Below are 26,481 nucleotides of genomic sequence, written 5' to 3' on the forward strand. Positions count from 1 at the left end.
TAATTGCATGATAACTTGATAATCTTCTGATAAAACGATTGCGCCTATAGACGTGCCTAACCAATATTGATCATCAATTTTGACGATGTCGTAAAGGTTTTTAGCTTCTAGGTGAATATTCCAAGGGTTGTCTTGTTCCAAGTTGTAGAGCTTGTTGGTTTTGGGATCGACTGCATATATGCCATTTCTTTCTGTTCCCAACCAAATAATATCGTCTTGCGTATAAATTGTTCTAACAGAGTCATTTAGTTGCTCACCATTACTAAAAGATATAGCAGTGAAATCATCTAATTCTTGATTATATTCATACAGCTGTTTTTCACCAGAAAAAAGCAGTCTACCGTCAGTGGTTTCACCTATCGCCCAAAAATTATGAGATTTTAAGTTGGAGTTACTTTGAGTATAAACTTGAAAGCTGTCTTTCTCTGGTAAGTATTTAGCAATTGCGCCAATACTCGAAAACCAAAGATTGTTATCTGAATCAATAAACAATTTACGGATCATTTCGATGGGAAATTGTTTTCCGTCAGGTAATTTAACCGTGTATTGTTTGAAGTCGACACCATTGAAACGGTTTAGGCCGTTAACCGTGGCAACCCAAATATAGCCTTCTTGGTCTTCAATAATATCAAGTACTGTACTTTGTGACAGGCCTTGTTGCACCGAGAAGTTACGAAGCTGAATGTCAGCTACATTGGCATAGGAAGTAGAGTGGCTGAAAGATAAAAGCAGGGTAAATGCAATTAGCCAAGCTGATTGAAATAATCGATTCAAATCGAAGGTTCACTTATCGCAAATGCATTTTGTTTTATTATTATTATTATTTTTTTCATACAAAGCAGTAACAATTTGACGAATCTAAAGATGTAATATGCCCAAATTAAGGGCACTGTACAAGTTCTGAGTGACTTCTTTACCGTATAAATAACAAATATTTACACTTTCGTTCAAAAACCGTTCTAAAAATACGAATTTCACCAGCTATATAACAAACATTTAAAGCCTAAATTCTGAATAACTAATTTAATCAACGACCTGACTTTGGATAAGCGTATTTAGATGACATAGGTGGCTTGTTGTTTGAATGCGGTTAAATCATTTATCGCTGTGCCTTGTGCAGGAATATCATCGACTTCATTTTTATCTCCATAGCAATAAAGAACCAGTGTACCTACATCAGTAGGGGCTATAAGTTTTTGACAGAAGTTTTTAATATCATCGAAAGTTAATGCAAACAGTGCATCTGCAATGGCTTTTTGTAAATTAAATTCGAGATCTTGGTTGCCAATGGCAAGCCAGAACCTTTGGGCTTTGGCTGTCAGGTTGGTGTCGCTGCCTTCTAGTTGTTTAGAAACGCTCGTTCTAACGTGGGACCAAACTTCTTGATAATCATCAATACTTGAGGTTATCTCAAACAGGAAATTCTTGATCTCAAGTAATATTTGTTTCGCACTATAGTTTGGGGATTGAGCATAAAATACCATTCCCGGATGTTGATTGAGAGGTAAATAACCGCTTCCCACTAAATAACCTATTTGTTTTTCGTTGCGTATTTCATGAAAGAACGGTGAAGCCAGTAATTGTTCCACTAGGATGGTTAAAGCTACATCTTTTGTTTGGGCTGAAGGAGTTTGAAGATACAGTACCACTGCTGAATCTGGATGTTGACTTGATACTTGATTTTCATAATGGATAGCATTTTTCAAATCCACCACTTCTCTCTTTATTTGAGGCATAGAGAGTGGGGGTTTAGGCATTTCATTTAGTCTTTTAGCAAATTGAATCGACTGTTCTGCTGTCCAGTTACCAAAAACAAAGGCTTCCACGGAATAGTTTTTAAATAACTCCGCTTTTAACCAATAAATATCCTCTAAAGTCGCATTTTCAACAATTGGCAACAACTCCAACGGTGCATAAGTAAAGCGTTGAATTAAACCGGACAGCCTTGCAAATAGCCGGTTAATAGGTTTGTTTAATAGTGAATTTTGCAGATTTTTTAATTGTTTCTGTTTAACCTGCTCGAACAAAGGTTGGAGATCAACATCCGCCATGACTTGCTTTAAAATATTTAAACTTAGTTCGAGTTGGTTATGTGAAAAGCCATTGGTGTGGATAGAAAATCCACCTTGATGTGCATACAGGTGGTAATGCAATCCGGCAACGCCTGCATGATAGAATTGGTCATTTAAATGCTCAACCATAAGCGCAACCCAAAGCCGTTTATAAGCCGATACTTTTATACCCTGAGTGACTGCTTCACAATCGAAGGAAATAAAGCAATCACCTTTTGGTTGGTTAAACTGCGAATCTTGAGCAAACCAAACCTGTAAGTTTTGTTCATGCAAAATTTTGCTAGGTAATAGGTATTCTTGATTAATACTTTCTAATGTACAGGACTCGGTAATATAAGGGTTTGGCAGGGGCAAATGAAGATCATCTACAATGGTAGGGGATGCCAGCGCAGTTAATAAGTGTTGGTCAATGGGTTCAATTGCATAAGGGGTTTCGTACCAACGAGCAATTTTATCTGTTTGTAGATCCTTACTGATTAACTTCAAACGCATATTTTCTGGACTCATAAGGGATAAACAAGTCTTTATGGGATGAAAAGAGTAATCTGTAATCAAATAATCTCCTGATAAAATTTCCGTTTCTTGATAATGGAACATTAAATTGGAAAATTGCATTGCGTCATCTAACGGTTTTGCATTTTCTATATGTTCAAAGGCTAATTTCCCTAAAATAGCCTTTTCTTTAACACGCCACTTTTCTAGTCCTTGTTCTGCAATTAGTTTTATATAGTAAAATAAACTATTCAGTATTCCCGAAATATTATCTTCACCAAATTTAGTCAACTGCAAATTAACATTAAAGTCTTTGAAACCATTACCATTAATCCCGCCACCGGCACTTAAGTTAGTTGCCCAATTCAATCGTTTATAATGATTCAGTAGGCTGCCGTTTCCTTCATCACCTAATAAATGACTAATAAATTCCAATGGCTTCGATGCATTGTAAAGTTGCATATCTGGTAAGGCGAAACTCACGATTAAACGGCGAGCATCCTTAATTGGCTTAATATTTATTTTTACGCCCAGTTGTTCAGGTAAGTACAAAGGGGGGGGAGTAGGGCGTTTAAAATCGTCACCAGAATGAAAAGTAGAAAATGTCTCTTCAATACAGCGTTTTTGTTCATCAAGTGTCATATTGCTGACGATACACAGGGTCATATTATTGGCAATATAGTGCCTGTTATGCAAATCAATCAATGCATCTTGGATTGTTTGTAACGAGTGTGCTGAAAATGTCTGTTGGTTACCAACAGAAAACTTGCTAAAAGGGTGAGCTGGATTACAGGTCTCTTTATGCACTTGATAGAGACGTCGAAGATCGTCATGTATCTTAAGTTTAAACTCAGCATCAATGGCGTTTATTTCTTTTTCAATTGCAGCTTGAGTAAACAAAGGTTTAAACAGCATATCAGCAAAACGCTGCAGGCCTTCGACAAAGTGAGAGTGTGTTACGTCAAAATGATAGTTGGAAAACTCTGTACCGGTCCAGGCATTTGCACTGCCACTGTGTGGTGAAAGGTACTTATCTAAGTTATCTGCATCTGGATACGTTTCACTGCCATTAAAGAGCATATGTTCAAGTAAATGGGCTAATCCAGGAATATGGCTAGGATCATCAAAGTGTCCTGCTTGAATACAGGCAGCTGCCGCGGATTTTCGACATTCAATATCATTTACTAACAATACCCGCAAACCATTGGCAAGGGTAATATGTAAATAAGTCCTTTTGTCGTTTGTACTTAGCTGCAACTAAATCACCTTTTTTGGAATTTGATACAAGCATAACTGATTAAAAAAATTTTTAAATAAACAGGGGAAATTTGTTTATTAAAAAAATATTAAATAGTAAAAATCCACACTACAAACAAATAGAACTTATTTAGTGGCACTGCTTCAAGATTAAACCTGAATTAAAACCTTCATATTTGCGAAGTTAACTTACCATTAAAACTCATTTTCGCTAATTTACAAAATAATCCTCTAAAACAGGTCGTTTTTATTGCCTTTCGGCTCTACTATATAAAATTGAATTCAGGCAATATTAATATTAGTAATAATCCGCACAAAAAGTAGTGTGGATAGATTTCGTTATATGGACCAATTATGTACATTTTTGTGATGCGCCATGGTGAAGCTGAACCATCTTTACAAAATGATCAATTAAGACCTTTAAATGATTATGGTATCTCTCAGGCTCAGAAAAGTGGCGACTGGCTAACATTGTTTGCTAAAGACTCTAAAATATCACTCAGCCACGCTATGGTGAGCCCATTTTTGAGAGCCCAGCAAACATTTCAACAAGTGAATCTAGCGACTAAAATTGCTGATATTCGCTCCAACTCAGATTTAGTGCCCAGTGGTAATTGTCAAGCATTGCACTATTCTATCGACCATTTTGCCCAAGAACATCAAAATGTTACTGGACTATTATTGGTGAGTCATATGCCTTTTGTGAGTTACCTAGTCGATGAGATGTGTGAAATAGAAGAGATGAGAATGTTTTCTACCGGCACAATTGTGTGTATCGATTATAATGTTGAAGAGTCCAAAGGACACATTGTAAAAACATTTACCCCTGAATAGTTTTCTGCTAATTTCTGCTGCAAATTCCTACAGTTTTTACGTTCTATTCCGATAAAAATGTGAGGGGAGGCCTATGTCTAGTAAAAGTTTACCTGCTTATTTACAGCAGGCTTTACAGCAGCACGTGGAACAATCGCAACTAACTCATGATGATGAGTTGGAAAATATTTACGTGCGCTTAGCAAACCTCAACGAAAATGTAGAAAAAATCAAACAAGCGATCTTACTTAAACGTTCTCAAAAGCAATCTTAACACCCACATTACTTTCAGCTTTTCAAAATTATTCACTCTATGATTAAACTTAAGCTTATTTTCCCTAAGACACGTTAGCTTGATTCGTCTTCTGGCGGGATACTGTAATAAGCTGGCAAGACTCTCACGGTTTTCACCATGTTATCTTTAATTTCGATGATTTCTAAAGGATAACCATGAATTCGCACACTGATATTCGCATCTGGGATATCTTCTAAATGTTCCAATATCAACCCATTTAAGGTTTTAGGACCTTCCGTAGGGAAGTGCCAGTCCATTTCTTTATTTAATTCTCTTAAGTTAGCACTGCCGTCAACTAATACGCTTCCATCTTGTTGAATATTGGCTTCTTTGGAATGGTCGGGCACAATACTGGTGGTGAAATCGCCAATGATCTCTTCCAAGATATCCTCAAGAGTCACTAAACCTTGAATGTCACCATATTCATCCACGACTAAACCAATTCGCTCTTTGGCGGCTTGAAATTGGTACATTAACGTATGTAGAGGAGTTGATTCTGGTGTGAAATAAATTTCTCTAACCGCCCGTAACAAACTCGCTTTAGTAAACTGATCTTTAGACAAGAGTCGAAGAGCATCACGCATGTGAACAAAACCAACAGCGTCGTCGATACTGTCTCTATATAACAGTACTCGAGTATGTTGTGCATTTACTAGTTGTCGCTGTATATCTTTCCATTCATCATTGATATCAATGGAGACAATTTCACTGCGAGGGATCATAATATCTTCTGCAGTTACTTTCTCTAAGTCGAGTATACCAACTAACATTTCTTGGTGTTTTTGTGGAATCAGAGCGCCAGCTTCATGGACAACAGTGCGTAATTCTTCACGACTTAAATTTTTACCATCATTATTGACGGGGTTAACTCGTAATAACATTAACAAACCATTACAAATGCCATTAATAAGATATACCAAGGGGTATAACAAGAACATCAGTGGTAGCAGAATAATGGAACTGGGAAAGGCGATTTTTTCAGGGTAGAGCGCGGCAACAGTTTTTGGGGTGACTTCGGCAAAAATCAGGATCACAAAAGTTAGACCGAAGTTTGCAATAGCTAAACCCCACACATCGCCAAATAATCGCAAGCATAAAATGGTTGCAACTGAGGCGGCAGCAATATTAACTAGATTATTCCCTATTAGGATTAAGCCTATTAGCCTATCGGGACGGGCGAGTAATTTAGTTACACGAAGCGCGCCTTTATGGTTTTCATTTTCAAGGTGCTTCAAACGATATCGATTAATCGACATCATTCCTGTTTCAGAACTAGAAAAATACGCAGAAAGAAATACCAGAATGCCGAGCAGTGTAATTAACGTACTCGTCGAGATGTCGTCCAACTAGATAGTTCCTATATTGTGGGTCAGGTATGAATGTATGTTTATCTTCATCAGGATTCAAGCTGAATATTTAATTACTTTACGAGCTCAGTATCACTTCTTTGACGAATCGACTACCAAAATAGGCCAGTGTTAACAGAAAAGCACCTACTAAGGTTGCAGATATAACCGGCTTTCCTCGCCAGCCCCATTGATGATGGCCAATGGCAGTGACAGAAAAGATTAACCAAGCGATAACTGACAATATGGTTTTGTGAGCTTGTTCACTTGCCCACATATTATCTAAAAACAGGAAGCCGCTGATTAAAGATAAAGTTAGCAATATAGTCCCAGCTAATAACAGTTTGAAAAATATGGTTTCTACTGTCATCAAAGGGGGGAGAGATGAGTGCAATAACGATGTTTTTTTCTGCTTCAATCGTTCATTTATATAAGCTAATTGCAGCGCATATAAAACCGCTATAATCAAACAGCCATAGGCAAGCAGGGCTAAAGTGATATGGATCACCAAATCTGGTTGCAGTTGAATTTGCATGATATGTACTTCAGGGATCAATGCGCTCAGCAGCACGATAAGGGCGGAAAATCCAAATACAACGGGCATTAATATGGCGGTTGCTAAGGCAAAGGATGCAATTGTCATGGTTACCGTGACCAGCCAAGCAATCAATGAGGCCACATTGAGCATGCTCATATTTGCCCCAGGAGCTTGATTGAGTCCTTCAACCAATAAATACAGGTGGGTTGTTAAGGCTAAAAACGCTGGAATTAACATCAGCTTAGGATTAGGGCCTTGGTGGTGAAATAAACGAGAGGTTACCCAGCCTGCGGCAAACAGATAAAAAACGATGCAGACAATTTCTATTAACACTTTTAAAAGCCCTATGGTAAGTAGTAGTAATTCAAACAGTTAGAGTGAGAAAACTGATTAAGTTTACCGTATATATCAAATCAGCCCAAATAAATCTTCTTAATAGTAAGGTTCTTATCTTCAAATACATTAGGTATAATCCTAATTATCAGAAATAGGAAACCAAAGAATTATGTTTGAGAACCTCACAGAACGTTTAGGTAAAACGCTTAAAGACATTAGCGGTAAAGGACGATTAACCGAAGATAATATCAAAGAGACTTTACGTGAAGTCAGAATGGCATTGCTGGAAGCCGATGTTGCTTTGCCAGTGGTACGTGATTTTGTTGCACAGGTTAAAGAGCGAGCTGTGGGCACTGAGGTCACTAAAAGCCTTAAACCCGGCCAGGTTTTCATCAAAATTGTCCAATCTGAACTTGAATCTGTTATGGGCGCGGCTAATGAAAAGTTAAATTTAGCGGCGCAGCCTCCAGCGGTTATTTTAATGGCGGGCTTACAAGGTGCGGGTAAAACCACCAGTGTCGGTAAGCTTGCAAAATATTTAAAAGAACGTGAAAAGAAAAAAGTGTTAGTGGTCAGTGCCGACGTATACCGTCCTGCGGCAATTAAGCAACTGCAAACACTTGCTGAAGATTTAGATGTGGGTTTTTTCCCATCCAGTTCCCTACAACGTCCCATTGATATTGCCAACGGCGCAATAGACCACGCTAAAAAGCAATTTTTTGATGTACTAATTGTCGATACTGCAGGTCGTTTGCACGTTGATAACGAAATGATGGGAGAAATTAAAGATCTCCATGAAGCGGTGAAGCCAATTGAAACCTTGTTTGTGGTAGATGCCATGACGGGGCAAGATGCTGCCAACACGGCTAAAGCTTTTAATGAAGCACTTCCACTAACTGGTGTGATACTGACCAAAGCCGATGGTGATGCGCGAGGCGGTGCGGCGTTATCAGTTCGTCATATTACTGGTAAACCTATCAAGTTTATTGGTATGGGTGAAAAGCTAGACGCTTTAGAACCTTTCCATCCAGAACGAATTGCTTCTCGCATATTAGGAATGGGCGATGTTCTTAGTCTTATCGAAGAAGTTGAGCGTAAGGTTGATAAAGACAAAGCGCAAAAGCTAGCGAAGAAGGTTCAAAAAGGAAAAGGCTTCGATCTGCAAGACTTTAAAGAGCAGTTAGAACAAATGCGCAACATGGGCGGCATGATGGGCATGATGGATAAATTGCCTGGAATGGGCAATATGACAGCGCAAATGAAAGAAAAAGCCAATGATAAACAGTTTACCCAAATGGAAGCGATCATCAATTCCATGACTCCAGGTGAACGACAACGTCCAGACATCATTAAAGGTTCGCGCAAACGCCGCATTGCACAGGGTTCAGGTACACAGATCCAAGACGTGAATCGTTTATTAAAACAGTTTACCCAAATGCAAAAAATGATGAAAAAGATGTCCGGTGGTGGCATGAAGAAAATGATGCGCAGCATGAAAGGTATGATGCCTCCAGGTGGCGGAATGGGGGGCCCAGGTCCAGGTGGTATGGGAGGCATGTTCCCACCTAAGCGTTAATTCTTATTTCTACTCGGCTGGAGGAGTCGCCTCCAGCCATCTGTTTCCCCATTTATCTATAACAACTAACCACTTACTGTTGTGTTTCCTGTAAAAAGTTTGCACTGAAAAGCGTTTCAAGGTAGCGTCTTTACTTAGAGTACGTTTTTTGAGCAACTAAGATGGATTTTTGGCAGGAACTTAAAAGAAGGAACGTTGTTAAAGTTGCAATTGCATACCTCACTTTGGGGTGGTTGATCGTGCAATTTACGGCCATAGCGGTACCCGCATTAAACCTTCCGATGAGCCTCAATGGTATTGTATTTTTCTTAATTAGCATTGGCTTTCCAATTGCGTTATTTTTGGCTTGGGCATTTGAATTAACCCCAGAAGGAGTTAAATCCACGACTAATGTGGAACAAGACGAATCTATTGCTAAAAGCACTGGCCGAAAACTCGATTTTTTAATTATTGGCTTGTTGTCCATCATCATTATCTATTTGATTGCAGCCAACTATATTTTTAATGGTGAGGATGACCAAGAACAATCAACACAATCCATCGCCGTTTTACCTTTTGTGAATATGTCTTCTGACACAGAGCAAGAATACTTTTCAGATGGTATTTCCGAAGAACTACTTAATTTACTCGCACAAATTCCGAAATTGCAGGTGGCTGGACGAACGTCTTCTTTTGCTTTCAAAGACAAGAATGAAGACTTAAGGGAAATTGGTGAAGCGCTAAATGTGAAGCACATTCTCGAAGGCAGTGTGCGTAAATCTGGGACAAAATTGCGTATTACCGCCCAGTTAATACAAGCAGATAATGGCTACCATTTGTGGTCTGAAACGTATGACAGAGAGTTATCTGATGTATTTAAAATTCAAGACGAAATAGCCCGCAATATAGTCGAAGCACTGAAAGTAAAATTAGGCGCTGACGATATTAAAGTACTTAATAATCAACCCACTACAAACCTTGACGCCCATGATGCCTATTTGCGTGCTTGGCCGCTTTATCATGAAAGGGGTAGCAAGGGGTTATTAACGGCTATCTCCTTATTTGAAAAAGCCACAAAACTCGATCCTCAGTTTGTGGAAGCCTGGGCAATGTTAGCGGATTCTTATGCAATGCTATATATCTATGGGGAGCAAGAAATTACCAAACAACAAGTTGCCGAGGAAATGGGACGCTGTTTTGTTAAGATCCTGCAAATAGGTAAAACCACTTGGCATGTGCACTCCGCCATTGGCGTTTATTATTCAACGTTTACGGAATATTCTGAAAATGAAAGCTACTTGCATTCGTTGGAACAAGCACTAGCATTAAATCCTAATTCATCCTTAGTGTTAGCAAGATTGTATAACTCAGTTGAAGTAATGCCGCTAACCGAACTTACGTCCGAAATTATTGACACTTCCTATGCGCGCGCGCAAAAAGCTTACCGGTTAGATCCGCTCTCTTGGGTGGTGGTTGCTAATCTTGTTACCTCACTGATGGCTCAGGAAAAGCTTGAAGAAGCAGAACAATTGTTGCTAAACGGCAATAATTATTTGGATATTAACGAGTTCTTTCTAGTGAATGCAGATTTGTTAGGGCGAATAAGTGAGCAACTCGCTATTGATTTGAAAACCAACTCCACCAATATGCGTAATCGCTTGTCAGTGCTTGATAGGCTAGAGGCTATGCAGCTCTGGGAGTACAGTGAAAAAATTCCTAAAACAGGAATTCCTGATGTTTACCTAACTTATATTAATTTTAAGCAACAACTTAGTCAAAATGCGACTTTTGACATGCAGCAATATTATGAGCAAAGTCGTTGGGAAGTCGATTTACAGGGCACGTCTGTTGCTCGCGACTATTACATATTTTTAGCGCCTCAACTAGATGTTGAATTTATTCGAAAAAATAAACTGCATTTGCAAAATGCGGCCGACGTCTATTTTAAAAGCGGTTCGTATTCTTTATCGCTGAATTTGATTGGAATTTTAAATAGCTTTCGTATCAGCGGATTAGCTGATGAAGTTACGAAAATTGACCTTCAGCTTGAACAGATATTCGACGTCTGGGATGAACTAAATTTTTATCCCACTACCAGAGATACCTTCAAATCAATTTGGTTAGCAGAGCAGGGCAAATCGACTGAAGCGAATACTTTATTGAAATCACTAAAAATTAAAGATTATGTTATGTTGAAAGAGTTAAAATTATTACCTTCTCGTTACGCTATTACCGAAACACCAGCCTATAAAGTAATAATTGATAATTATAATGATTTACTTGATGTAGAAAGGGCAGAATTTAAACAGCGTTGGCAAGAACTAGGGTTGGATGAACTGCCCGAAGTTAATTAAGTTAAACTCGGAATAGGTAGTGTTTATTAGGGTTATTTCGTGTTTTTCAGCTGTTTTACCCCAACCTCTCAACTAATTGCTTAATAAATAGCATTTTCATTCCTTTCCATGTTGCATTCCTAAGCTATATCAGTATAATTCGGCGGCCTTGTTTTTCGGTGTCTATGATATTGAATAGCAGGGCAAACAAGTTAACAGTAACGCTATTACGAGTTTGAGGCATTTATATGGTTACTATTCGTTTACAGCGTGGTGGCGCTAAAAAGCGTCCATTTTATCAAGTAGTGGTTGCAGACAGTCGTCGTGCACGTAACGGCAAGTTCATTGAGAACATTGGCTTTTTCAACCCAACTGCACAAGGTCGAGCAGAACGTTTGCGTTTAGATCTTGAGCGTGTTGAGCACTGGGTAGGACACGGCGCAACTTTATCTGAGCGTGTTGCACGCTTAGTTAAAGATGCAAAAGTCGTAGCTGCTTAAGTACTACAAAAATTGAGGTATAGATGAGTCTAGCGTCTGACACAATAGTGATTGGCAAAATCGGGGCACCTTATGGTGTGAAAGGTTGGGTTAAAATCACTACCTATACTGATGAAACACAAGGTGTATTTGAGTATTCACCATGGCTTTTGGGCGATGGTAAAAAAGAATATATCGTTGACCTCTGGCGAACGCACAATAAAGGCGTTGTCGCGAAACTGGTTGGGGTGGAATCTCGGGATGATGCTGAAAGTATCAAAAACCTAGAGATTTTCATTAAAGCTGAACAGCTACCTGAACTGGCCGATGATGACTATTACTGGCGGGACCTAGTCGGCATGCAAGTGATAACCGAAAATGGTTATGATTTGGGTGTAGTGAAAGAACTGTTCGAAACCGGTGCTAACGATGTCATGTTAGTAAAAGCCAATTCGAATGATGCTTTTGGTCAAAAAGAACGCATGTTGCCATTCCTGCGGGAGCAGGTTATTAAAGTGGTTGATATGCAGGCGAAAACAATCAAGGTTGATTGGGATCCCGGGTTTTAAATGAACCCACTAATGACAGAGCAAGGGGATAACTCTTGCGAACTTCGTTGGTTTGGTGTGGTGAGTCTGTTTCCAGAAATGTTTAACAGCTTTACACAGCAAGGAGTAACAGGACGAGCGGTGAAAAACCGATTGTTGCGAGTAGATTTTTTTAATCCAAGGGATTTTACTCAAGACAAGCATCGTACTGTTGATGACCGCCCTTATGGTGGTGGCCCAGGAATGCTGATGATGGTTCAGCCATTAACAGACGCAATACACGCTGCCAAGAAAGCAGCGGGTAAACCAACTAAGGTGATTTACCTTTCACCTCAGGGAAAGAAGTTAGACCAAGCCGGTGTGAAGGCATTGTCTGAAAATGACAGCCTGATATTTGTCGCCGGTCGTTATGAAGGTATCGACGAGCGAGTCATACAGTCACAAGTCGACGAAGAATGGTCGATTGGTGATTATGTGTTAAGCGGTGGAGAGCTTCCTGCGATGGTGCTAATGGACGCGATTTCGCGCTTTGTGCCGGGTGTGTTAGGGCATGAACAATCAGCAGAACAAGATTCGTTCACTGATGGTTTATTAGATTGTCCTCATTACACTCGACCAGAGAGTTTAGATGGTCGTAACGTTCCTGAAGTGTTGTTAAGTGGAAATCACCAAAAAATCAGGCAGTGGCGGTTACAACAGTCGCTAGGTAGAACCTGGCTACGACGCCCTGAATTGTTAAATGACCTAGCTCTGACTGAGGAGCAAAAACGTTTATTGGAAGCATTCCAAAAATCGTTTTCGCAGCAAGATGACAGTTAATCTAGGATGAGAGGATATGATGAGCAAAATCAATCAAGATATCATCAAGAAAATTGAACAAGAACAGTTAAAAACTGATCTTCCGTCCTTCGGGCCGGGTGACACAGTTGTTGTTAAAGTACGAGTTAAAGAAGGCGACAAAGAGCGTCTTCAGGCTTACGAAGGCGTTGTAATCGCTAAGCGTAACCGTGGCCTACACTCTGCATTCACTGTACGTAAGATCTCTAACGGCGAAGGCGTTGAACGTGTTTTTCAAACACACAGCCCTGCAGTTTCTTCTATTGAAGTTAAACGTCGTGGTGCGGTACGTCGAGCTAAGCTTTATTATCTTCGTGAGCGTTCAGGTAAATCTGCACGTATCAGAGAAAAGCTTAACTAAGATTTTAATTAATGCGTTATTGTTAACTTGTGAAAACCCGCGAAAGCGGGTTTTTTTATGGCAGTAATAAAGTTGTGCGCAGGGAAAAAATTCACTCGCCAGGTGTCAGAATACTTAACAGTTAGTATGTTTTTTATACAACTCGTGATGTAACCTATTGTAAAATAAATGTTTTAAATTTGGCTTGTTAAATGCTTTAAATTTTCTGGCGTAGCTGTGAAGTATCTAGTGCTACTTTTTAAAATATGCTTTTTAAGGAACATTCCATGTTGAAAAAGATAAGAAGTTTAGCACTAGTTGGTGCTTTAACTACGAGTTTTGGGGCTTTTTCTGCTCCTATAACATATATAGGTGCAGATGATGCGGTTTCTTCTTTTGGAGAAATGATTAATGCACAAGCGGCGGCGTCTGATTTTTTTGATGTTACCGGCGCTATAGATGTCTTTGACTTTGAATCTGCTATTCCTGCAAATTTAACCATAACCGGCGGTTCAACAGTGAGCTCTAGTTGTGGTGCTGTATGCGGTTTTAATACCACAGTTGGTGGTTCGTTCTGGCGCAATGTTAACGCTGGCTCAGTATCCTTCACTTTTACCGATCCGGTAGATGCATTTGGATTTTATGTAAATGGTCTACAAACCGACTTAGTACCTCAACAGACAATAGAATATGTTGATGGCTCTTTAGTCCAACAAATTATTGATATGCCTTCAGCAATTGAAGGTGGTGGTGCGTTTCTGGGCTTTGTAGATTTTGGTCAACTAATTTCAAGTGTTACCTTTAATGCAACCAATGATATTTTAGGGTTTGATGATCTGTATTTTGGCCGTTCAGCCACTAACCCTGGAGATCCAACTGCAGTCCCAGCTCCTGCTACTTTATTTTTATTTGGTACAGGTCTATTGAGTTTAGGATTATTGCGTCGTAATCGTAAGTAGTTATCTACTAATAACCTAAGTCAAATAACTCAAGCCCGATAAAACTATTTATTGGGCTTTTTCATTATAACGCTTCTCCTATAATTTCAAATCAAACTGTAACAAGTACTCAGTCATAATTTCAAATCTGTTCAGGCAAGCTTCAGCTTTTTCCGGTTAAAATTTTAATTATCTGATATACATCAATATTTATAAAATAAATCAATTTATAATGACCTTGGTATAGATTCTGCTTATTCACTTTACTTAAAGAACCCTATTTAAACAGAACATTAATCTCGACAATCTCAATGTAAAAAATTGGCATTTAAGTTGAAAAATTATTTAGTATTTTCACCACTGGAGAAAAGAATGAAAAAGACACTTTTAGCAATAACCTTTTCAAGTTTGATTATCACTGGGTGTGCGTCCAACGCAAATAATGCTCAGAAGGGCGCAGGAATAGGTGCTGTGTTAGGCGCGCTAGCCGGGAAAGGCACTGGCGATAATGACAAAAGTCGTTACGTATGGGGAGCTGCCCTTGGCGCATTGGCTGGTGGTGCAATTGGTAATTACATGGATAATCAGGAAGAAGAGTTCCGTGATGAGTTGGCACAAAGCGGAGTTGAAGTGTATCGAGAAGGTGACAGTATCCGTTTAGCGATCCCAGGGAATATAACCTTTCAAACTGGCAAGGCCTCTATAGTGACTGATTTTTACCCGGTATTGAATGACGTTGCTAAAGTCATCAACCGTTACGAAAAAACCCGTTTGAGTGTTGAAGGTCACACTGACTCAGTGGGCGATGCCGCCTACAATCAACAATTATCGATACAACGAGCTAATAGCGTTGCCGCTTACTTAGAATCAAATGGTGTGGCTACCAGTCGTTTACAGACATTAGGTTTTGGTGAGTCTCAACCCATTGCTACTAACGACACGGCTAGTGGTCGTCAACAAAATCGCCGAGTGGAATTACGGATTATACCTGTGCAATAATAAGCGGATCTCCATAGTCATGGCAATTTAAGCTTTTATTTGCTTGTTTACACTGCTCCAGATACAAAAACGGTTTCTTTTGAAACCGTTTTTGTATCTGGAGCAAACGTAAGTAGACTTTATATCACTGGAACCTTTAACACTAAATAATGTATTTACACAAAGATTGGCGAGTACTGACCGTTGGCGATGGGGATTTATCGTTTTCCTGGTCTATTTTTAAGGATTTAGCGGTGACACAGTTGACTGCGTCTGTGTTAGACGACAGAGACACTTTAGCCGCTAAATATAATCAAAATCAAATGGCCAGCTTAAATGCCAATGGTGTGAAGGTTTTTCATGGATTGGATATTTGCGATAAAGACTGTTTTCCCGCAAGTCTATCCAATGCTTTTGATTTGGTAATCTTTCAATTTCCTTTAATTCCCGCTTTTAGCAGTAAAGCTGAGTTTGAATCTAAGGGAAAGTTACATAAAAATACCTTAAATCGATTACTTATCTGGCGTTTTTTACAACATAGCTTTGATTACTTTCTCGATCCAAAGGGAAAGCAATTGGCTTATGTAACCTCTAAAGATGTGAAACCTTATTCTCATTGGAATATTGAAAATTTAACTCCCAATCCACAACAAATGGGGTTTAAAGGCTGGATGGAATTTCAGCAATCCGACTTCCCAAGTTATCAACTACGTAACGTGGATCGGGATAAAGTACTTAAGTCCACCGCGAGCAAAACCTATGTATGGGGAAATAACCACTGTGATTATGCCGAGCTTAATTTAACCCCCAGCAGCAAACACCAAGCTAATTACTGCAATCTGTGTGGCAAAGGGCCATTTTTCACTGAAGATGATCGGCAAGCCCATACTCATTCAGCGTTTCATCTTCGCTTAGCCGGATATGAACAACTCTGGCAAACCTATCTTACGCAAAATGAGCAAATTAACCTTGAACCCTCCCACAGCCACTAAGAGGATTGGGCTGGTTATTTATGTTTAGTTATCATTGCCAATGATTCGAAAAATTTGGTGTCATCATATAGAGTGCTCGTCAGTATAAAGGAAGTCGCCTGTAATGAACGATTTAAGCGAACAACAAAAGCGGTCTGCTGGTTTGGAATACTTTCCCAGCAACAAACAAATGCATGCTGAACGCATGCATGCTAAGACCCAATGTCACCTGTTTAACCAGTTAGCACCTAATGACTTTAAGCAAGGAATGAAATTACTCAAAGGGCTATTTGGGCGCTGTCACAACTTCTGGATAGAACCCCATTTTTATTGTGACTACGGCTATAACATTCATATTGGTAAAAACTTCTATGCCAATCACGGCGTTGTCATTTTAGATGCGGCAGCAGTTACCATTGGCGATGATGTGTTATTCGCACCAGGAGTGTTAATTTCAACTGCCAGCCATCCTAAAGATCCGCAAAAACGCAAAAAAGGATTAGAAACGGCTAGCCCGATTACCATAGGTGATGGCGTATGGATCGGCATGGGCGCTAAAATTTTACCTGGGGTAAACATCGGTAATAACGCCATTATTGGTGCCGGAGCCGTTGTCACCAAAGATGTAACAGAAAATACCACTGTGGCTGGGGTGCCAGCTGTAGTGATTGACAATAATAACAATAACCCTACTAACTAAAAATTCGTTACAAAATAACGAGCGAGGTCTAAATGCAAGAAATCATCACCACACTAGAAAATAATGTATTAACGTTAACCTTTAATCGTCCAGCTCAGAAAAATGCAATAAACCAGCAAATGTATGCTGAATTAGCCAAAGGACTGGAGCGCAGTCTGACTGATGACGAAGTACATTGTGTTTTGATCAACGCTAACGGAGATATATTCACTGCAGGGAATGATCTAAAAGACTTTTTAGAGATGGAAATGACGGATGTCTCTCCAGTACAACTATTTTTGCAAGGACTGGCAAAAATGAATAAACCTTTGATTGCTGCCGTAAATGGTAAAGCAATTGGTATTGGTTTAACCATGTTGTTGCACTGTGATATTGTCTTAGCCGGTGAGTCAGCGTCATTTACTGCACCATTTACTAAGTTGGGCTTGGTTCCCGAAGCCGCGTCCTCCATATTACTGCCAAGGGTTGTTGGTCATGCCGTAGCTAACGATGTTCTGCTGGCAGGCAGAACCCTAAGCAGTGCAGAAGGCTTGAGTTTTGGTTTAGTATCCAGAGTCACTGCCGACGACCAGCTAGCGTCTTTATCAGCAGAAGTAAGTCAACACATTGCAAGCTTGCCGGTTGATTCTATGATGAAGAGTAAAGCTCTTATTCGTGACTCAGATCGTGAAATGATCACAGCCCAAATGGCAAAAGAAAATATCGAATTCTCTAACCAACTGGCATCCGATGAATTTAAGCAGGCCGTTGCTCCCTATTTTAACAAGTAATTGTGGGGTTACTGTGACTGTATGAGATGAGACGTTATTACCGCTTCAAAGTAATAATTGATGTCAACTGTCCATAATTATCCGTTAAGAGGCTCTTACAGAGCCTCTTAAACCAGTATCTAATCAGTAAGTGTCACTATAATCTTAGTAACATGTTTCGGTAGGAATACGAATCATACAAAGTTAGGGTAGGGGATGATGGAAAACAGACTTTTCTATTTTATTCACTTGCTAGGCTAATTAATGGTCAACAATACCGTTAACTCACTGGGTATTTCGATACCAGAACGACAATATCCCAGCGCTCCTTGGTGATTTTTTAGGTACTCTAAAAGTTCGCTTTCCGAATCAATCTCTTTGGGCTCTTTTTTACGCCCAGTAAAACGCATCTGCGCCCAAAAAGACTGAATTCTTGATTCTGTGAGACCAATCACTTTAGTATTAAATAATAGCCTGCTTTCATTATCAGGTGACAAAGCGATAGCCTGCAACTTATGGGGAATGGCACCCCCCATGAATAAATTTCTAATTTGTTGACGATTAAGCTTAATCGATTTGTCATCGACATTAGCAACGATAACAATATGATCAGCGGCAGCTTTTTGCATACAATTTAGCAAAAACATCAGCATGATTATAAAGCAAAATTTAATTAAAATACCCACTCTACCCCCAACTGATATAAGACCCCATGACCATCGAATCCGCCAAGATCTTTAACCGCATAATCATTGCTAATTTCGTCTTTGGCTTCAACAAAGGTCATTTCAGCTTTGAAAGCTAGGTTCGCTAAGTAGTCCCAGCGCATGCCTATTTTCGTGCCTGCTGCTTTGTCATCAGGAAAGGCGGCTAAAACACCTAGGTAGGTGGCTGCCAACGTATCTAGTTCGGTGGATATGCCAAACGGAATTTCGTTATCGGGATGATCAAAATGGAGGTTCTTTTTACTGTAAGACAGGTACACCGTATACGGATAAAAGTTGTAGCCAACAGAGATATAAAAACTATCAATATCCGCTACTAATCCACTTTTACCGTCGAATCTAGAAAACTCACTACGCACGAAATAATCCACGTTCTCATAACTAGCACTAAAATGATAAAGCTGAATAACCCCACTGGCATTCAACCAATCGGCACTGTTAGTGAAGCCTAATTGACGTAATAGTTGGCTAAATTCAGCTGCTTGTGTTTGCTCAATATCCACGTCGCCTTGGTTAAATGAGGCGCGTAAAGTTAAGTTGTCATAGTAGATACTTGCATTGACCCCAAAAAGACCAATCACTTTGGTGTTTATTTCTTGGCTGTTCAAATAAATCTTGTCATCGAATCGCCCCCAATAGCCTTCATAACTTAACAGCCAATCGCCATAACTAAATTCATAGTTGGCTAACACACCATCAAAAGTCGAAAAGAAAGCTGTATCGTAAAATTGCTGTGGTAGAGTCAACCAGGGATAAGCGAAACCAACATCGAGGCTGTCACTATAATTAAAAAATGGAATTCGCTGCCTACCCAGTTTAACTTGCCAAGCATTGCTTGGTGCGTAGGTTAGATAAAGCCATTCTAAACCAGAATTACGCTGTTCGTCAGTATGGCCAACCACCTGAGCAGTAAAGGAGAGGCTATCATTAAATAAATAATCCCCTTGAAGACCGATTAAGGACTGTTTATCTATGCTCACACTATTGTCGTAACCCACGTATTCAGCATTTTCGTCATCAAAGTAACCTAACATTACTCGAGCGAAACCTGAGAATTGTAGTTTTTCATTATTTTTTGAAATGGCTGGAGGACTAACGCTAAGTAAAAAAAGGGCGAAAAGCAATGTCGTGTGTAAGCTAGATACTTTCAATGTGGAGATTTTCTATTCAGGGTATTTATTAGCTTTTAAAATACTACGCAAATAGCAAGAGTCAACAAATGGTTGAGCTAAATCAGTTATAAAGACGATAAATTCGTTTTTTTAATTATAAATCACCTACGGTTAACAATTGTTTAACTGAATTAGCGCAGATTTAGCGGTCAGGACAGTGACTTATTCGAATGTAAAAAATGACTGAAATAACTTTCATCTAATGGTTTGCTCAACCAAAAGCCCTGTATTTCGTCACAACCCATTTGCGTTAGCAATTCAACTTGCTCGCTTTGCTCTACACCCTCAGCAATTAGAGTTACACCTAATTCACTTCCTAATTCAATAACGCTTTTTACAATGGATTTATCCGCTTTATTAAGGTGCATGTTGCGAACGAAAGATTGATCTATTTTTAGCTTGTTTACAGGAAATGTTTGAAGATAACTCAAACTTGAATATCCAGTTCCAAAATCATCGATGGCTAAATTAATACCCATTTCATTTAGTAAGTTTAATGTATTAATGGTATCTGCATCCTTATTAAACAGAACACCTTCCGTTATTTCTAATTCAAGGTTCTTGGCATCTAAACCACTGGTTAATAAAGCGCGTTTTACCATTTCAACGAAATTAGGCGCTGAAAATTGTTTCGGTGAAATATTCACCGCGATAATTATATCCTCATAACCCTTTGCTACTAAGTGTTTGGCTTTATGGCACACGCTGGTAAGGATCCAATTACCTAAAGGTAAAATTAACCCTGAATGTTCTGCTAGAGGAATGAATTCCGATGGAGAAATCCATTGTTCTTCGAATTGCCACCTAATTAGAACTTCAGCGCCAATGACTTTCTTTTCTTTTAGAGAGTATTGAGGCTGAAAAAACAATTGAAAGTGATTGTCTAGTAGGGCTGAACGCATAGCATCTTGAAGTGTATTCTGACGACTTACAGATTGGCCAAGTTCGTTACTAAACATCATATAATCAGTAAACTCCTGACTTGCAGAGTTTTCTAAAGCGATGCGTGTATTACGGATAATCTCTTCAGTACTGTTTCCATCCGTAGGGAAGTTAGTAAAACCATAATCAAGTTGCAAAGAATGCTGACCTGAAAATTGCGTTTTTTTCACTTTGTTATTAATTGTTGCCACCAGTCTTTTAACTGTCTGGTGACTGTTATTATTCGGTAAAACTAGGCCAAATCTTTTTTCGCTTAATTGAAATATCCGTATATTTAAATCAATGTTTGCACAAATTTCTTTTAATAAATTTGAAAGTTCCTTTAATACACGACGGCTAGTTTCAATATCATCATCGGCTAATAATTTTGAATAGGAGCGAATTTCCAATTGGCCAGCGATGAAGCTTTGCCTTTCATCTACCATTTGCTCAATGGTTTCCTTGAAAACGAAATGGTTATCTAAACCGGTATCTGGATTGACGCGAATTTGTGGCTGACTTTTTTGTCGATTAAATGTGTAGTCAGAGATGGCGACTAAACTAATCGTCCATTGTTTGGTTTTAGGATGCCACAATAATTCACAGTCAAAACTGTGTTGCTGAATATTTACTTCAAAGTATTGATGATATTGTTTATCTGTAAGGGCATTGTGCTGGTGAAACTCTAAGTTTTCAGGCAATAAAACTTTGCCATCATCACTTGAAAACCCATGTTTTTGCAGGAAAGTAATGGCAGATGAGTTGATAAAATTAATCTGATTATGTTTGTCCAGAATGATGATTAAATTTGCAGAATGTAACGGATATAATGCGAGGCTCTTAGCTAACTTTAAATTGCGAAACCAAGGAGAAACCAACGCAGTTATAGCAACAATTATTAAAATGCTTAAACAACCATATAAAAGCAAATGAATTACCACGTTTTCCTTCCTTGGTGACGAGTCGAAGGTAGTTTATTACCAAACAAAAGTGAAACAGCCATTTAAAAGTCCTTTTAATTCGGGTAGAAACTCATGCTCTCCCTTGGCAAATTTTACCATTCATTATTAAAGGTAAACTATCGACCAGCAAAGATCGAGGTTTATAGCAGATTTAGACTGCCAGAATAGGAAAAATACTAACCCTAAACACACATTTTGTAATGGCTTAAAGGATGACTGAAAAACAGTGGACGTTGAACTTTAGTTTGGTCGCACTATCCCATAATGTATTATTTACGGATGATTTCAGGCTTTTCGTACAGCAAACGACCGAAATTGCTGGTTTTAGTAAAATCAGGTTGCACTCGCAATTAAACGCTGGTAAAAAGTCAAGCCTGTTTCGAAAATTGATGTATTTGGAAGTGTATTTAAATGTTTACATTGGTTTTAGGGTTTAATTTTAGCGTTTTTAGATGTAGGTAAACAAAGATAGTTATGCATAAAGATTTAGTAAATAACGTACACGTCAGTGCTGAAGACGTATTAGTTACACCAGAGCAATTGGCTAAACAGCTACCCGTTAGCGAAAAAGCCCTCAAAGCAATTGAAGATTCACGTGGAATTATAAGTGATATTATTCATCGTAAAGATCACCGCCTTTTAGTGATTTCAGGCCCGTGTTCAATTCATGACATAGAATCAGCTAAAGAATATGCTCTTAAGCTTAAAGAGTTGCATGAGTCGTGCAAAGACACCTTATTTATTGTTATGCGTGTTTATTTCGAAAAGCCTAGAACCACGGTAGGTTGGAAAGGCATGATCAATGACCCTGCATTAGATGGCACCTTTAATATAGAAGCAGGACTGCGTAAAGCTCGAGAACTGTTAATTTGGTTGGCTGAACTTGAGATCCCACTTGCTACAGAAGCTCTAGATCCTATTAGCCCTCAGTATTTAGCTGAACTCTTTAGCTGGTCAGCAATTGGAGCCAGAACATCTGAATCACAAACACACAGAGAAATGGCAAGTGGCTTATCAATGCCTGTTGGTTTCAAAAATGGTACTGACGGCAGTTTAGATATCGCTATTAACGCTCTGCAATCAGCTGCCTCTGGCCATAGCTTTATGGGAATAAACAAGCAAGGCCAAGTGAGTGTAATTAAAACCCAAGGTAATCCCGACGGTCACATTATCTTGCGTGGTGGTAAACAACCTAATTACGATTCAGTGTGTGTATCTGAGTGTGAACTTGAGCTCCAGAAATCAAATTTGCATGCAGGTTTAGTGGTGGATTGTAGTCATGCCAATTCAAGCAAAGATTATCGCCGTCAGCCACTTGTTGCAAAAAATGTGGTGAATCAGATTTTAGAGGGTAATCAGTCAATTATCGGTATTATGCTAGAGAGTCATTTAAATGCAGGTAATCAAAAAAGTGACGGCAAGCTACCGAGTGAGCTAGACTATGGCATCTCCATTACCGATGGTTGTATTGGTTGGGAAGATACCGAAAATTTGATAAACCAATCTAGAGAAAAGCTCATTACGGTATTGCCAATGAGATTAAATAAATTTAAAGATTCTGCTTAAGGTAAAACTAGCATGCCAGATACCCCGATTTCCCTTGATGAATTACGCGAAAAAATTGATAAGTTGGATAGCCAATTAGTCGATATTTTGGCTCAAAGAGCCAAGTTAACAACTCAAGTTGGCGAATTTAAGAGTCGTACTGGTATGCCTATTTATGTTCCTAGCCGAGAAGCTGAGCTCATTGCTAAACGTAGAGATGAAGCACAGGAAAAAGGGGTGCCTCCCAATTTAATTGAAGATTTGCTGCGCCGGATTATGCGTGAGTCATACCAGACCCAGAATAATCAATATTTGTGCAAAGGCCCTGATATTAAAAAGATTGTGGTTGTTGGTGGTGCAGGGGCATTAGGCAGAATTTTTGTTGATATGTTTACACGCAGTGGATACGAAGTCACTGTTTTAGAACAAAATGATTGGCCAAATGCTGCGACTATTTTAGCTAACAGTGATTTGGTCTTAGTGGCCGTACCGATTAAGTTAACTGAGTCCATCATAACTAAGCTGGGTCCATTGTTGCCGCAAAATGCAATTTTGGCAGATGTGACAAGTACTAAGCTCAATCCTTTAAAAACCATGCTGGCGTGTCATCAAGGGCCAGTGGTTGGCTTGCACCCTATGTTTGGTCCAGACGTACAAAGTTTAGTTAAACAGGTAGTGGTGGTTTGTGACGGTAGACAGCCTGAAACTTATCAATGGCTGGTTGAACAAATCAAAACCTGGGGAGCTATCGTTCATGAGAGCACCGCTAAAGAGCATGATGATGCAATGGCATTTATTCAGGTAATGCGCCACTTTAGTAGCTTTGTGTATGGTGCGCACTTGGCGGGTGAAGATCCCGATCTTAATCAGTTAGTCGCATTTAGTTCGCCAATTTATCGACTTGAGCTAGGTATGGTGGGTCGATTGTTTGCACAAGACCCAGAGTTATATGCTGACATAATTTTTACTAATGCTGAAAGTATCGGATTACTCAAACGCTTTCGAGACCGGTTTGATGATGCACTCGCGCTTTTGGAAAAAGGCGATAAAGGTGAGTTTGTAAAACAGTTTTTCACTATCGGACATTGGTTTGGTCCCTATGCTAAACAGTGTTTAGTTAGCAGTAAAAAGTTATTGTTAAAAGCTGACGATGACAGGGTTATGGATGTAAATTCTTAAACACTTTTGAGTTATCGCAACAACGAACATATTAAAAAGTCCCTAAGAAGGGACTTTTTGTATTTTAAAAGGCAGTAGAGGTTTTAAGCTGTTAAAGCATTTACTGCTGCCACCTTAGTGGCATTGATTTCTTCGTTGGGGTAACAACCAAGTACTTTAAAGTATCGAGTAGTCGCCGCCAATTCTTCTAAGGCTTTTTGCATAGGACCGTCTTGTACGTTTCCTTCTACATCGATATAAAACATCTCTTCCCATGGATTGCCATTAATCGGGCGAGACTCTAGTTTGGTCATATTAATTTGGTTATTTTTAATAATCAGCAGTGCATCTACCAACGCGCCTGGTTTTTGCACTGTAGACATGACTAAGGTTGTTTTAGCAGGTACTTGTAAGGGAACTTTTGCTGCATTTCTGGCTACCACTATAAACCGGCTATGGTTTTCTTGTTGATTAGCAAGGTTTGATTTGATTGCCGTCAAGCCGTATAGATTGCCGCCTGTTTCACTGCCAATGGCAGCCACAGATTCACTGTTAATTTGATTTACCATCAACATGGCCGCAGACGTACTTTCACAGGGTTTTACTTCGATATTGCCTAAATCTGCAAGGAAATAACTACATTGTGCAAACACTTGAGGGTGCGCATACAGCGTTTTTATTTTACTAACGTCGGTGTCTTTAGCTGCCAACATAGCGTGATTAATAGGATGCGTTAGCTCTCCAATAATGGATAAACTAGTGTGTTGTAGCAAGTCGTATACTTCGTTGATACTGCCTGAAGTGGTATTTTCAATGGGTAAAACAGCATAGTCTGCTTGGTTAGACTCCACTTTTTCAATAATTTCAGCAAAACTAGAACAACCAATCTCTAATAACTCGCCGGCTCTTCTGGAAAAGTACTTTTGGGTCGCTAAATAGCTATAAGAGCCCTTGTCACCTAAAAATGCCACACGGCTTAGGGGTAAACGACTACCTGGGTTGGCGCGCTCAGCGAGCAGGGCTTGTTGGTTAAGCACCGAGTCTTCAATTACTACATGAAATATTTGCGTGACGTAGTGAGGATCAAGACCATACTCTTGGCCTTTTTTAATCAAGCGAATTAACAGTTCTTCTTCTCTGACATGATCTCGAACGGGAATTTGATTGCGAATTTTTGTTTCCGCAACACTATTTGTATACTGTTGGCGTTTCGCCAGCATTTCCAATAGCTCGGAGTCAAGGGCGGTAATTTGTTCTCGTAATTTTACTAGCTCTGAGGTCGACATATAATTCACTTAGTTTTAACTATAAATACAAAACCTCCAACTAAGGAGGCTTTGTCGAAGACTACTGGACTACCATAATCACTCAATCTTAATTGAGCACACGTAATGTAGCCATGTTTTGAGTGCTTTGTTTTTAAATGCAGAACTTAATTGTGCGCTACTCAAATGGGTAAGAAAATCATTATCAAATTGAGCGAATACAGCGGATTTGATAATGATCATATGAATCTATTAATTCACCGTAATATTGTCAATCGCAAGTTGATATTAGTTATTGCCAATTGCGATGTTAGGTTGCTGAGATACCTTATTAGCTGCCTAATAAGGTCGCCAATATTTTGCGCACTTCTTGGGCTTCAAAAGGCTTGTCACAAAGTGCATTCACACCTGTTTGCTGAATGTTTGCCATGTGAGCACTATTAGTAGCTTCTGATGTCACCATAATAATAGGTATGTGCGAGGTTTCAGGATTAAAACGAATGTATTCTGACAATTCTCGGCCGTCCATTTCGGGCATATTATAATCGGTCACAACCAAGTCAAAAACATTGTCTTTTAAAAGGGTTAGGGCTGAAGCACCGTTTTCCGCTTCTTTAATATTTGCTAAGCCAGATCCTTCCAATACTCTGCGAATATGGTTTCTTGCCAATCGACTATCATCAACTAGTAGTACTCTCACATCGTTAATATCGTAAAAATCTAACTCAAGCTCTTCGGTGTTAATTAAGTCTAAGGTTGCGTTTAAAGCCCTGGTCAAATGTATTGGTTTAAAGGGTTTAGGTAAAATAGCGGCCACGCCAGCTTGCTTAAACTCTTCTAACTTAGCGACATGGTTTTCGCTGCTTACTAACATGAATGGAATTGACGCTGTTTCTGTGTTGCTTTTAATATACTTAATCAAGTCCAGACCAGTACCATCCTCAAAATACATTGTACTTACAACAACATCACTACAATGCGAGCGCAGGGCACTTTTCGCCTCTGCTAGGGTAGAAACTGAATCAATAGAGCCTACATTCTCTTTAATCAGCAAAGACGAAATAATTTTTCTTTGGGTATCTGAGGGCTCTATTAAAAGAATATTGACATCGCTCAACGATAGATGGTCCATAAAATTCCTGAAGTGGTGTTGTAA

The 26,481-nt window shown here is 39.2% G+C and carries 24 protein-coding genes; 15 read left to right on the top strand and 9 right to left on the bottom strand.

Annotation, left to right across the window (positions count from 1 at the left end; genetic code table 11):
* On the bottom strand, positions 1-774 hold a 774-nt coding region (locus ABJV04_RS18340), incomplete at its 3' end, for a two-component regulator propeller domain-containing protein (protein ID WP_348493058.1).
* A 281-nt stretch (positions 775-1,055) separates the two neighbouring features.
* The gene (locus ABJV04_RS18345; protein WP_348493059.1) at positions 1,056-3,821 is read right to left on the bottom strand and encodes an insulinase family protein; all 2,766 of its coding nucleotides are present in this window, start codon (positions 3,819-3,821) and stop codon (positions 1,056-1,058) included.
* A 354-nt stretch (positions 3,822-4,175) separates the two neighbouring features.
* Here ABJV04_RS18345 and sixA point away from each other — a divergent pair, with 354 nt between their 5' ends.
* Together sixA and ABJV04_RS18355 are read left to right on the top strand one after the other, a co-directional pair.
* The gene (sixA, locus tag ABJV04_RS18350) at positions 4,176-4,655 is read left to right on the top strand and encodes a phosphohistidine phosphatase SixA (protein WP_348493060.1); all 480 of its coding nucleotides are present in this window, start codon (positions 4,176-4,178) and stop codon (positions 4,653-4,655) included.
* A gap of 73 nt (positions 4,656-4,728) precedes the next feature.
* Positions 4,729-4,908 carry a hypothetical protein gene (locus tag ABJV04_RS18355; protein ID WP_348493061.1) on the top strand — a complete coding sequence of 60 codons (180 nt, stop codon included), beginning with the start codon at positions 4,729-4,731 and terminating at the stop codon, positions 4,906-4,908.
* A 74-nt stretch (positions 4,909-4,982) separates the two neighbouring features.
* Here the strand turns inward: ABJV04_RS18355 and ABJV04_RS18360 are convergent, their stop codons facing one another.
* Positions 4,983-6,275 carry an HlyC/CorC family transporter gene (locus ABJV04_RS18360; protein WP_348493062.1) on the bottom strand — a complete coding sequence of 431 codons (1,293 nt, stop codon included), beginning with the start codon at positions 6,273-6,275 and terminating at the stop codon, positions 4,983-4,985.
* Positions 6,276-6,354: 79 nt separating this feature from the next.
* Positions 6,355-7,146 (bottom strand): cytochrome c biogenesis protein CcsA, encoded by a 792-nt coding sequence (ccsA, locus tag ABJV04_RS18365; protein WP_348493063.1) that lies wholly within the window; start codon positions 7,144-7,146, stop codon positions 6,355-6,357.
* Positions 7,147-7,318: 172 nt separating this feature from the next.
* Here ccsA and ffh point away from each other — a divergent pair, with 172 nt between their 5' ends.
* From ffh to ABJV04_RS18420, 11 genes are all read left to right on the top strand, one after another.
* Positions 7,319-8,725 (top strand): signal recognition particle protein, encoded by a 1,407-nt coding sequence (gene ffh, locus ABJV04_RS18370; RefSeq protein WP_348493064.1) that lies wholly within the window; start codon positions 7,319-7,321, stop codon positions 8,723-8,725.
* Between the two features lie 239 nt (positions 8,726-8,964).
* Positions 8,965-11,058, top strand: a complete 2,094-nt coding sequence (locus ABJV04_RS18375) for a hypothetical protein (protein WP_348493065.1) — start codon at positions 8,965-8,967, stop codon at positions 11,056-11,058.
* A gap of 227 nt (positions 11,059-11,285) precedes the next feature.
* Complete coding sequence (gene rpsP / locus ABJV04_RS18380) at positions 11,286-11,537, top strand: 30S ribosomal protein S16 (RefSeq protein ID WP_303470109.1); 252 nt, start codon at positions 11,286-11,288, stop codon at positions 11,535-11,537.
* Positions 11,538-11,560: 23 nt separating this feature from the next.
* Positions 11,561-12,085 carry a ribosome maturation factor RimM gene (rimM, locus tag ABJV04_RS18385; RefSeq protein ID WP_348493066.1) on the top strand — a complete coding sequence of 175 codons (525 nt, stop codon included), beginning with the start codon at positions 11,561-11,563 and terminating at the stop codon, positions 12,083-12,085.
* Positions 12,086-12,883: a tRNA (guanosine(37)-N1)-methyltransferase TrmD gene (gene trmD, locus ABJV04_RS18390; protein WP_348493067.1), complete on the top strand. Its 798-nt coding sequence runs from the start codon at positions 12,086-12,088 to the stop codon at positions 12,881-12,883.
* A gap of 19 nt (positions 12,884-12,902) precedes the next feature.
* Positions 12,903-13,262 (top strand): 50S ribosomal protein L19, encoded by a 360-nt coding sequence (rplS, locus tag ABJV04_RS18395; protein WP_303470829.1) that lies wholly within the window; start codon positions 12,903-12,905, stop codon positions 13,260-13,262.
* A gap of 266 nt (positions 13,263-13,528) precedes the next feature.
* Positions 13,529-14,200, top strand: a complete 672-nt coding sequence (locus ABJV04_RS18400; protein WP_348493068.1) for a PEP-CTERM sorting domain-containing protein — start codon at positions 13,529-13,531, stop codon at positions 14,198-14,200.
* A 351-nt stretch (positions 14,201-14,551) separates the two neighbouring features.
* Positions 14,552-15,178: an OmpA family protein gene (locus ABJV04_RS18405; RefSeq protein WP_348493069.1), complete on the top strand. Its 627-nt coding sequence runs from the start codon at positions 14,552-14,554 to the stop codon at positions 15,176-15,178.
* Positions 15,179-15,327: 149 nt separating this feature from the next.
* Complete coding sequence (locus tag ABJV04_RS18410; protein WP_348493070.1) at positions 15,328-16,149, top strand: class I SAM-dependent methyltransferase; 822 nt, start codon at positions 15,328-15,330, stop codon at positions 16,147-16,149.
* Positions 16,150-16,252: 103 nt separating this feature from the next.
* Complete coding sequence (locus tag ABJV04_RS18415) at positions 16,253-16,828, top strand: sugar O-acetyltransferase (RefSeq protein ID WP_348493071.1); 576 nt, start codon at positions 16,253-16,255, stop codon at positions 16,826-16,828.
* 32 nt (positions 16,829-16,860) lie between these two features.
* Positions 16,861-17,598, top strand: a complete 738-nt coding sequence (locus tag ABJV04_RS18420) for an enoyl-CoA hydratase-related protein (RefSeq protein WP_348493072.1) — start codon at positions 16,861-16,863, stop codon at positions 17,596-17,598.
* A gap of 236 nt (positions 17,599-17,834) precedes the next feature.
* Here ABJV04_RS18420 and ABJV04_RS18425 read toward each other — a convergent pair whose 3' ends face one another.
* From ABJV04_RS18425 to ABJV04_RS18435, 3 genes are all read right to left on the bottom strand, one after another.
* Positions 17,835-18,206, bottom strand: a complete 372-nt coding sequence (locus ABJV04_RS18425) for a hypothetical protein (RefSeq protein WP_348493073.1) — start codon at positions 18,204-18,206, stop codon at positions 17,835-17,837.
* A gap of 44 nt (positions 18,207-18,250) precedes the next feature.
* A complete protein-coding gene (locus tag ABJV04_RS18430) occupies positions 18,251-19,426 on the bottom strand; it encodes a hypothetical protein (RefSeq protein ID WP_348493105.1) in 1,176 nt (391 codons plus the stop codon).
* Positions 19,427-19,623: 197 nt separating this feature from the next.
* The gene (locus tag ABJV04_RS18435; RefSeq protein WP_348493074.1) at positions 19,624-21,336 is read right to left on the bottom strand and encodes a GGDEF domain-containing phosphodiesterase; all 1,713 of its coding nucleotides are present in this window, start codon (positions 21,334-21,336) and stop codon (positions 19,624-19,626) included.
* Positions 21,337-21,831: 495 nt separating this feature from the next.
* Here ABJV04_RS18435 and ABJV04_RS18440 point away from each other — a divergent pair, with 495 nt between their 5' ends.
* Both ABJV04_RS18440 and tyrA read left to right on the top strand, forming a co-directional pair.
* The gene (locus ABJV04_RS18440; RefSeq protein WP_348493075.1) at positions 21,832-22,923 is read left to right on the top strand and encodes a 3-deoxy-7-phosphoheptulonate synthase; all 1,092 of its coding nucleotides are present in this window, start codon (positions 21,832-21,834) and stop codon (positions 22,921-22,923) included.
* Positions 22,924-22,935: 12 nt separating this feature from the next.
* Positions 22,936-24,081, top strand: coding sequence for a bifunctional chorismate mutase/prephenate dehydrogenase (gene tyrA, locus ABJV04_RS18445; protein ID WP_348493076.1), 1,146 nt, complete (start codon positions 22,936-22,938; stop codon positions 24,079-24,081).
* Between the two features lie 83 nt (positions 24,082-24,164).
* Here the strand turns inward: tyrA and pheA are convergent, their stop codons facing one another.
* Complete coding sequence (gene pheA, locus ABJV04_RS18450; RefSeq protein WP_348493077.1) at positions 24,165-25,346, bottom strand: prephenate dehydratase; 1,182 nt, start codon at positions 25,344-25,346, stop codon at positions 24,165-24,167.
* A gap of 310 nt (positions 25,347-25,656) precedes the next feature.
* On the bottom strand, positions 25,657-26,457 hold the full coding sequence (locus ABJV04_RS18455; RefSeq protein WP_348493078.1) for a response regulator: 801 nt from the start codon (positions 26,455-26,457) through the stop codon (positions 25,657-25,659).
* Positions 26,458-26,481 lie beyond the last annotated feature (24 nt).

Source organism: Aliiglaciecola sp., from assembly GCF_039982535.1.
Classification (GTDB): Bacteria; Pseudomonadota; Gammaproteobacteria; order Enterobacterales; family Alteromonadaceae; genus Aliiglaciecola.

What these genes read in the sequence shown, in the direction of transcription:
- ABJV04_RS18355 (WP_348493061.1), top strand. Translation starts at nt 4,729, where the DNA reads ATGTCTAGTAAAAGTTTACCTGCTTATTTACAGCAGGCTTTACAGCAG.
- ABJV04_RS18405 (WP_348493069.1), top strand. Translation starts at nt 14,552, where the DNA reads ATGAAAAAGACACTTTTAGCAATAACCTTTTCAAGTTTGATTATCACT.
- ABJV04_RS18410 (WP_348493070.1), top strand. Translation starts at nt 15,328, where the DNA reads ATGTATTTACACAAAGATTGGCGAGTACTGACCGTTGGCGATGGGGAT.
- sixA (WP_348493060.1), top strand. Translation starts at nt 4,176, where the DNA reads ATGTACATTTTTGTGATGCGCCATGGTGAAGCTGAACCATCTTTACAA.
- ABJV04_RS18400 (WP_348493068.1), top strand. Translation starts at nt 13,529, where the DNA reads ATGTTGAAAAAGATAAGAAGTTTAGCACTAGTTGGTGCTTTAACTACG.
- pheA (WP_348493077.1), bottom strand. Translation starts at nt 25,346, where the DNA reads ATGTCGACCTCAGAGCTAGTAAAATTACGAGAACAAATTACCGCCCTT.
- ABJV04_RS18455 (WP_348493078.1), bottom strand. Translation starts at nt 26,457, where the DNA reads ATGGACCATCTATCGTTGAGCGATGTCAATATTCTTTTAATAGAGCCC.
- rplS (WP_303470829.1), top strand. Translation starts at nt 12,903, where the DNA reads ATGAGCAAAATCAATCAAGATATCATCAAGAAAATTGAACAAGAACAG.
- ABJV04_RS18415 (WP_348493071.1), top strand. Translation starts at nt 16,253, where the DNA reads ATGAACGATTTAAGCGAACAACAAAAGCGGTCTGCTGGTTTGGAATAC.
- rpsP (WP_303470109.1), top strand. Translation starts at nt 11,286, where the DNA reads ATGGTTACTATTCGTTTACAGCGTGGTGGCGCTAAAAAGCGTCCATTT.
- ABJV04_RS18440 (WP_348493075.1), top strand. Translation starts at nt 21,832, where the DNA reads ATGCATAAAGATTTAGTAAATAACGTACACGTCAGTGCTGAAGACGTA.
- ABJV04_RS18425 (WP_348493073.1), bottom strand. Translation starts at nt 18,206, where the DNA reads ATGCAAAAAGCTGCCGCTGATCATATTGTTATCGTTGCTAATGTCGAT.
- rimM (WP_348493066.1), top strand. Translation starts at nt 11,561, where the DNA reads ATGAGTCTAGCGTCTGACACAATAGTGATTGGCAAAATCGGGGCACCT.
- trmD (WP_348493067.1), top strand. Translation starts at nt 12,086, where the DNA reads ATGAACCCACTAATGACAGAGCAAGGGGATAACTCTTGCGAACTTCGT.
- ffh (WP_348493064.1), top strand. Translation starts at nt 7,319, where the DNA reads ATGTTTGAGAACCTCACAGAACGTTTAGGTAAAACGCTTAAAGACATT.
- ABJV04_RS18420 (WP_348493072.1), top strand. Translation starts at nt 16,861, where the DNA reads ATGCAAGAAATCATCACCACACTAGAAAATAATGTATTAACGTTAACC.
- tyrA (WP_348493076.1), top strand. Translation starts at nt 22,936, where the DNA reads ATGCCAGATACCCCGATTTCCCTTGATGAATTACGCGAAAAAATTGAT.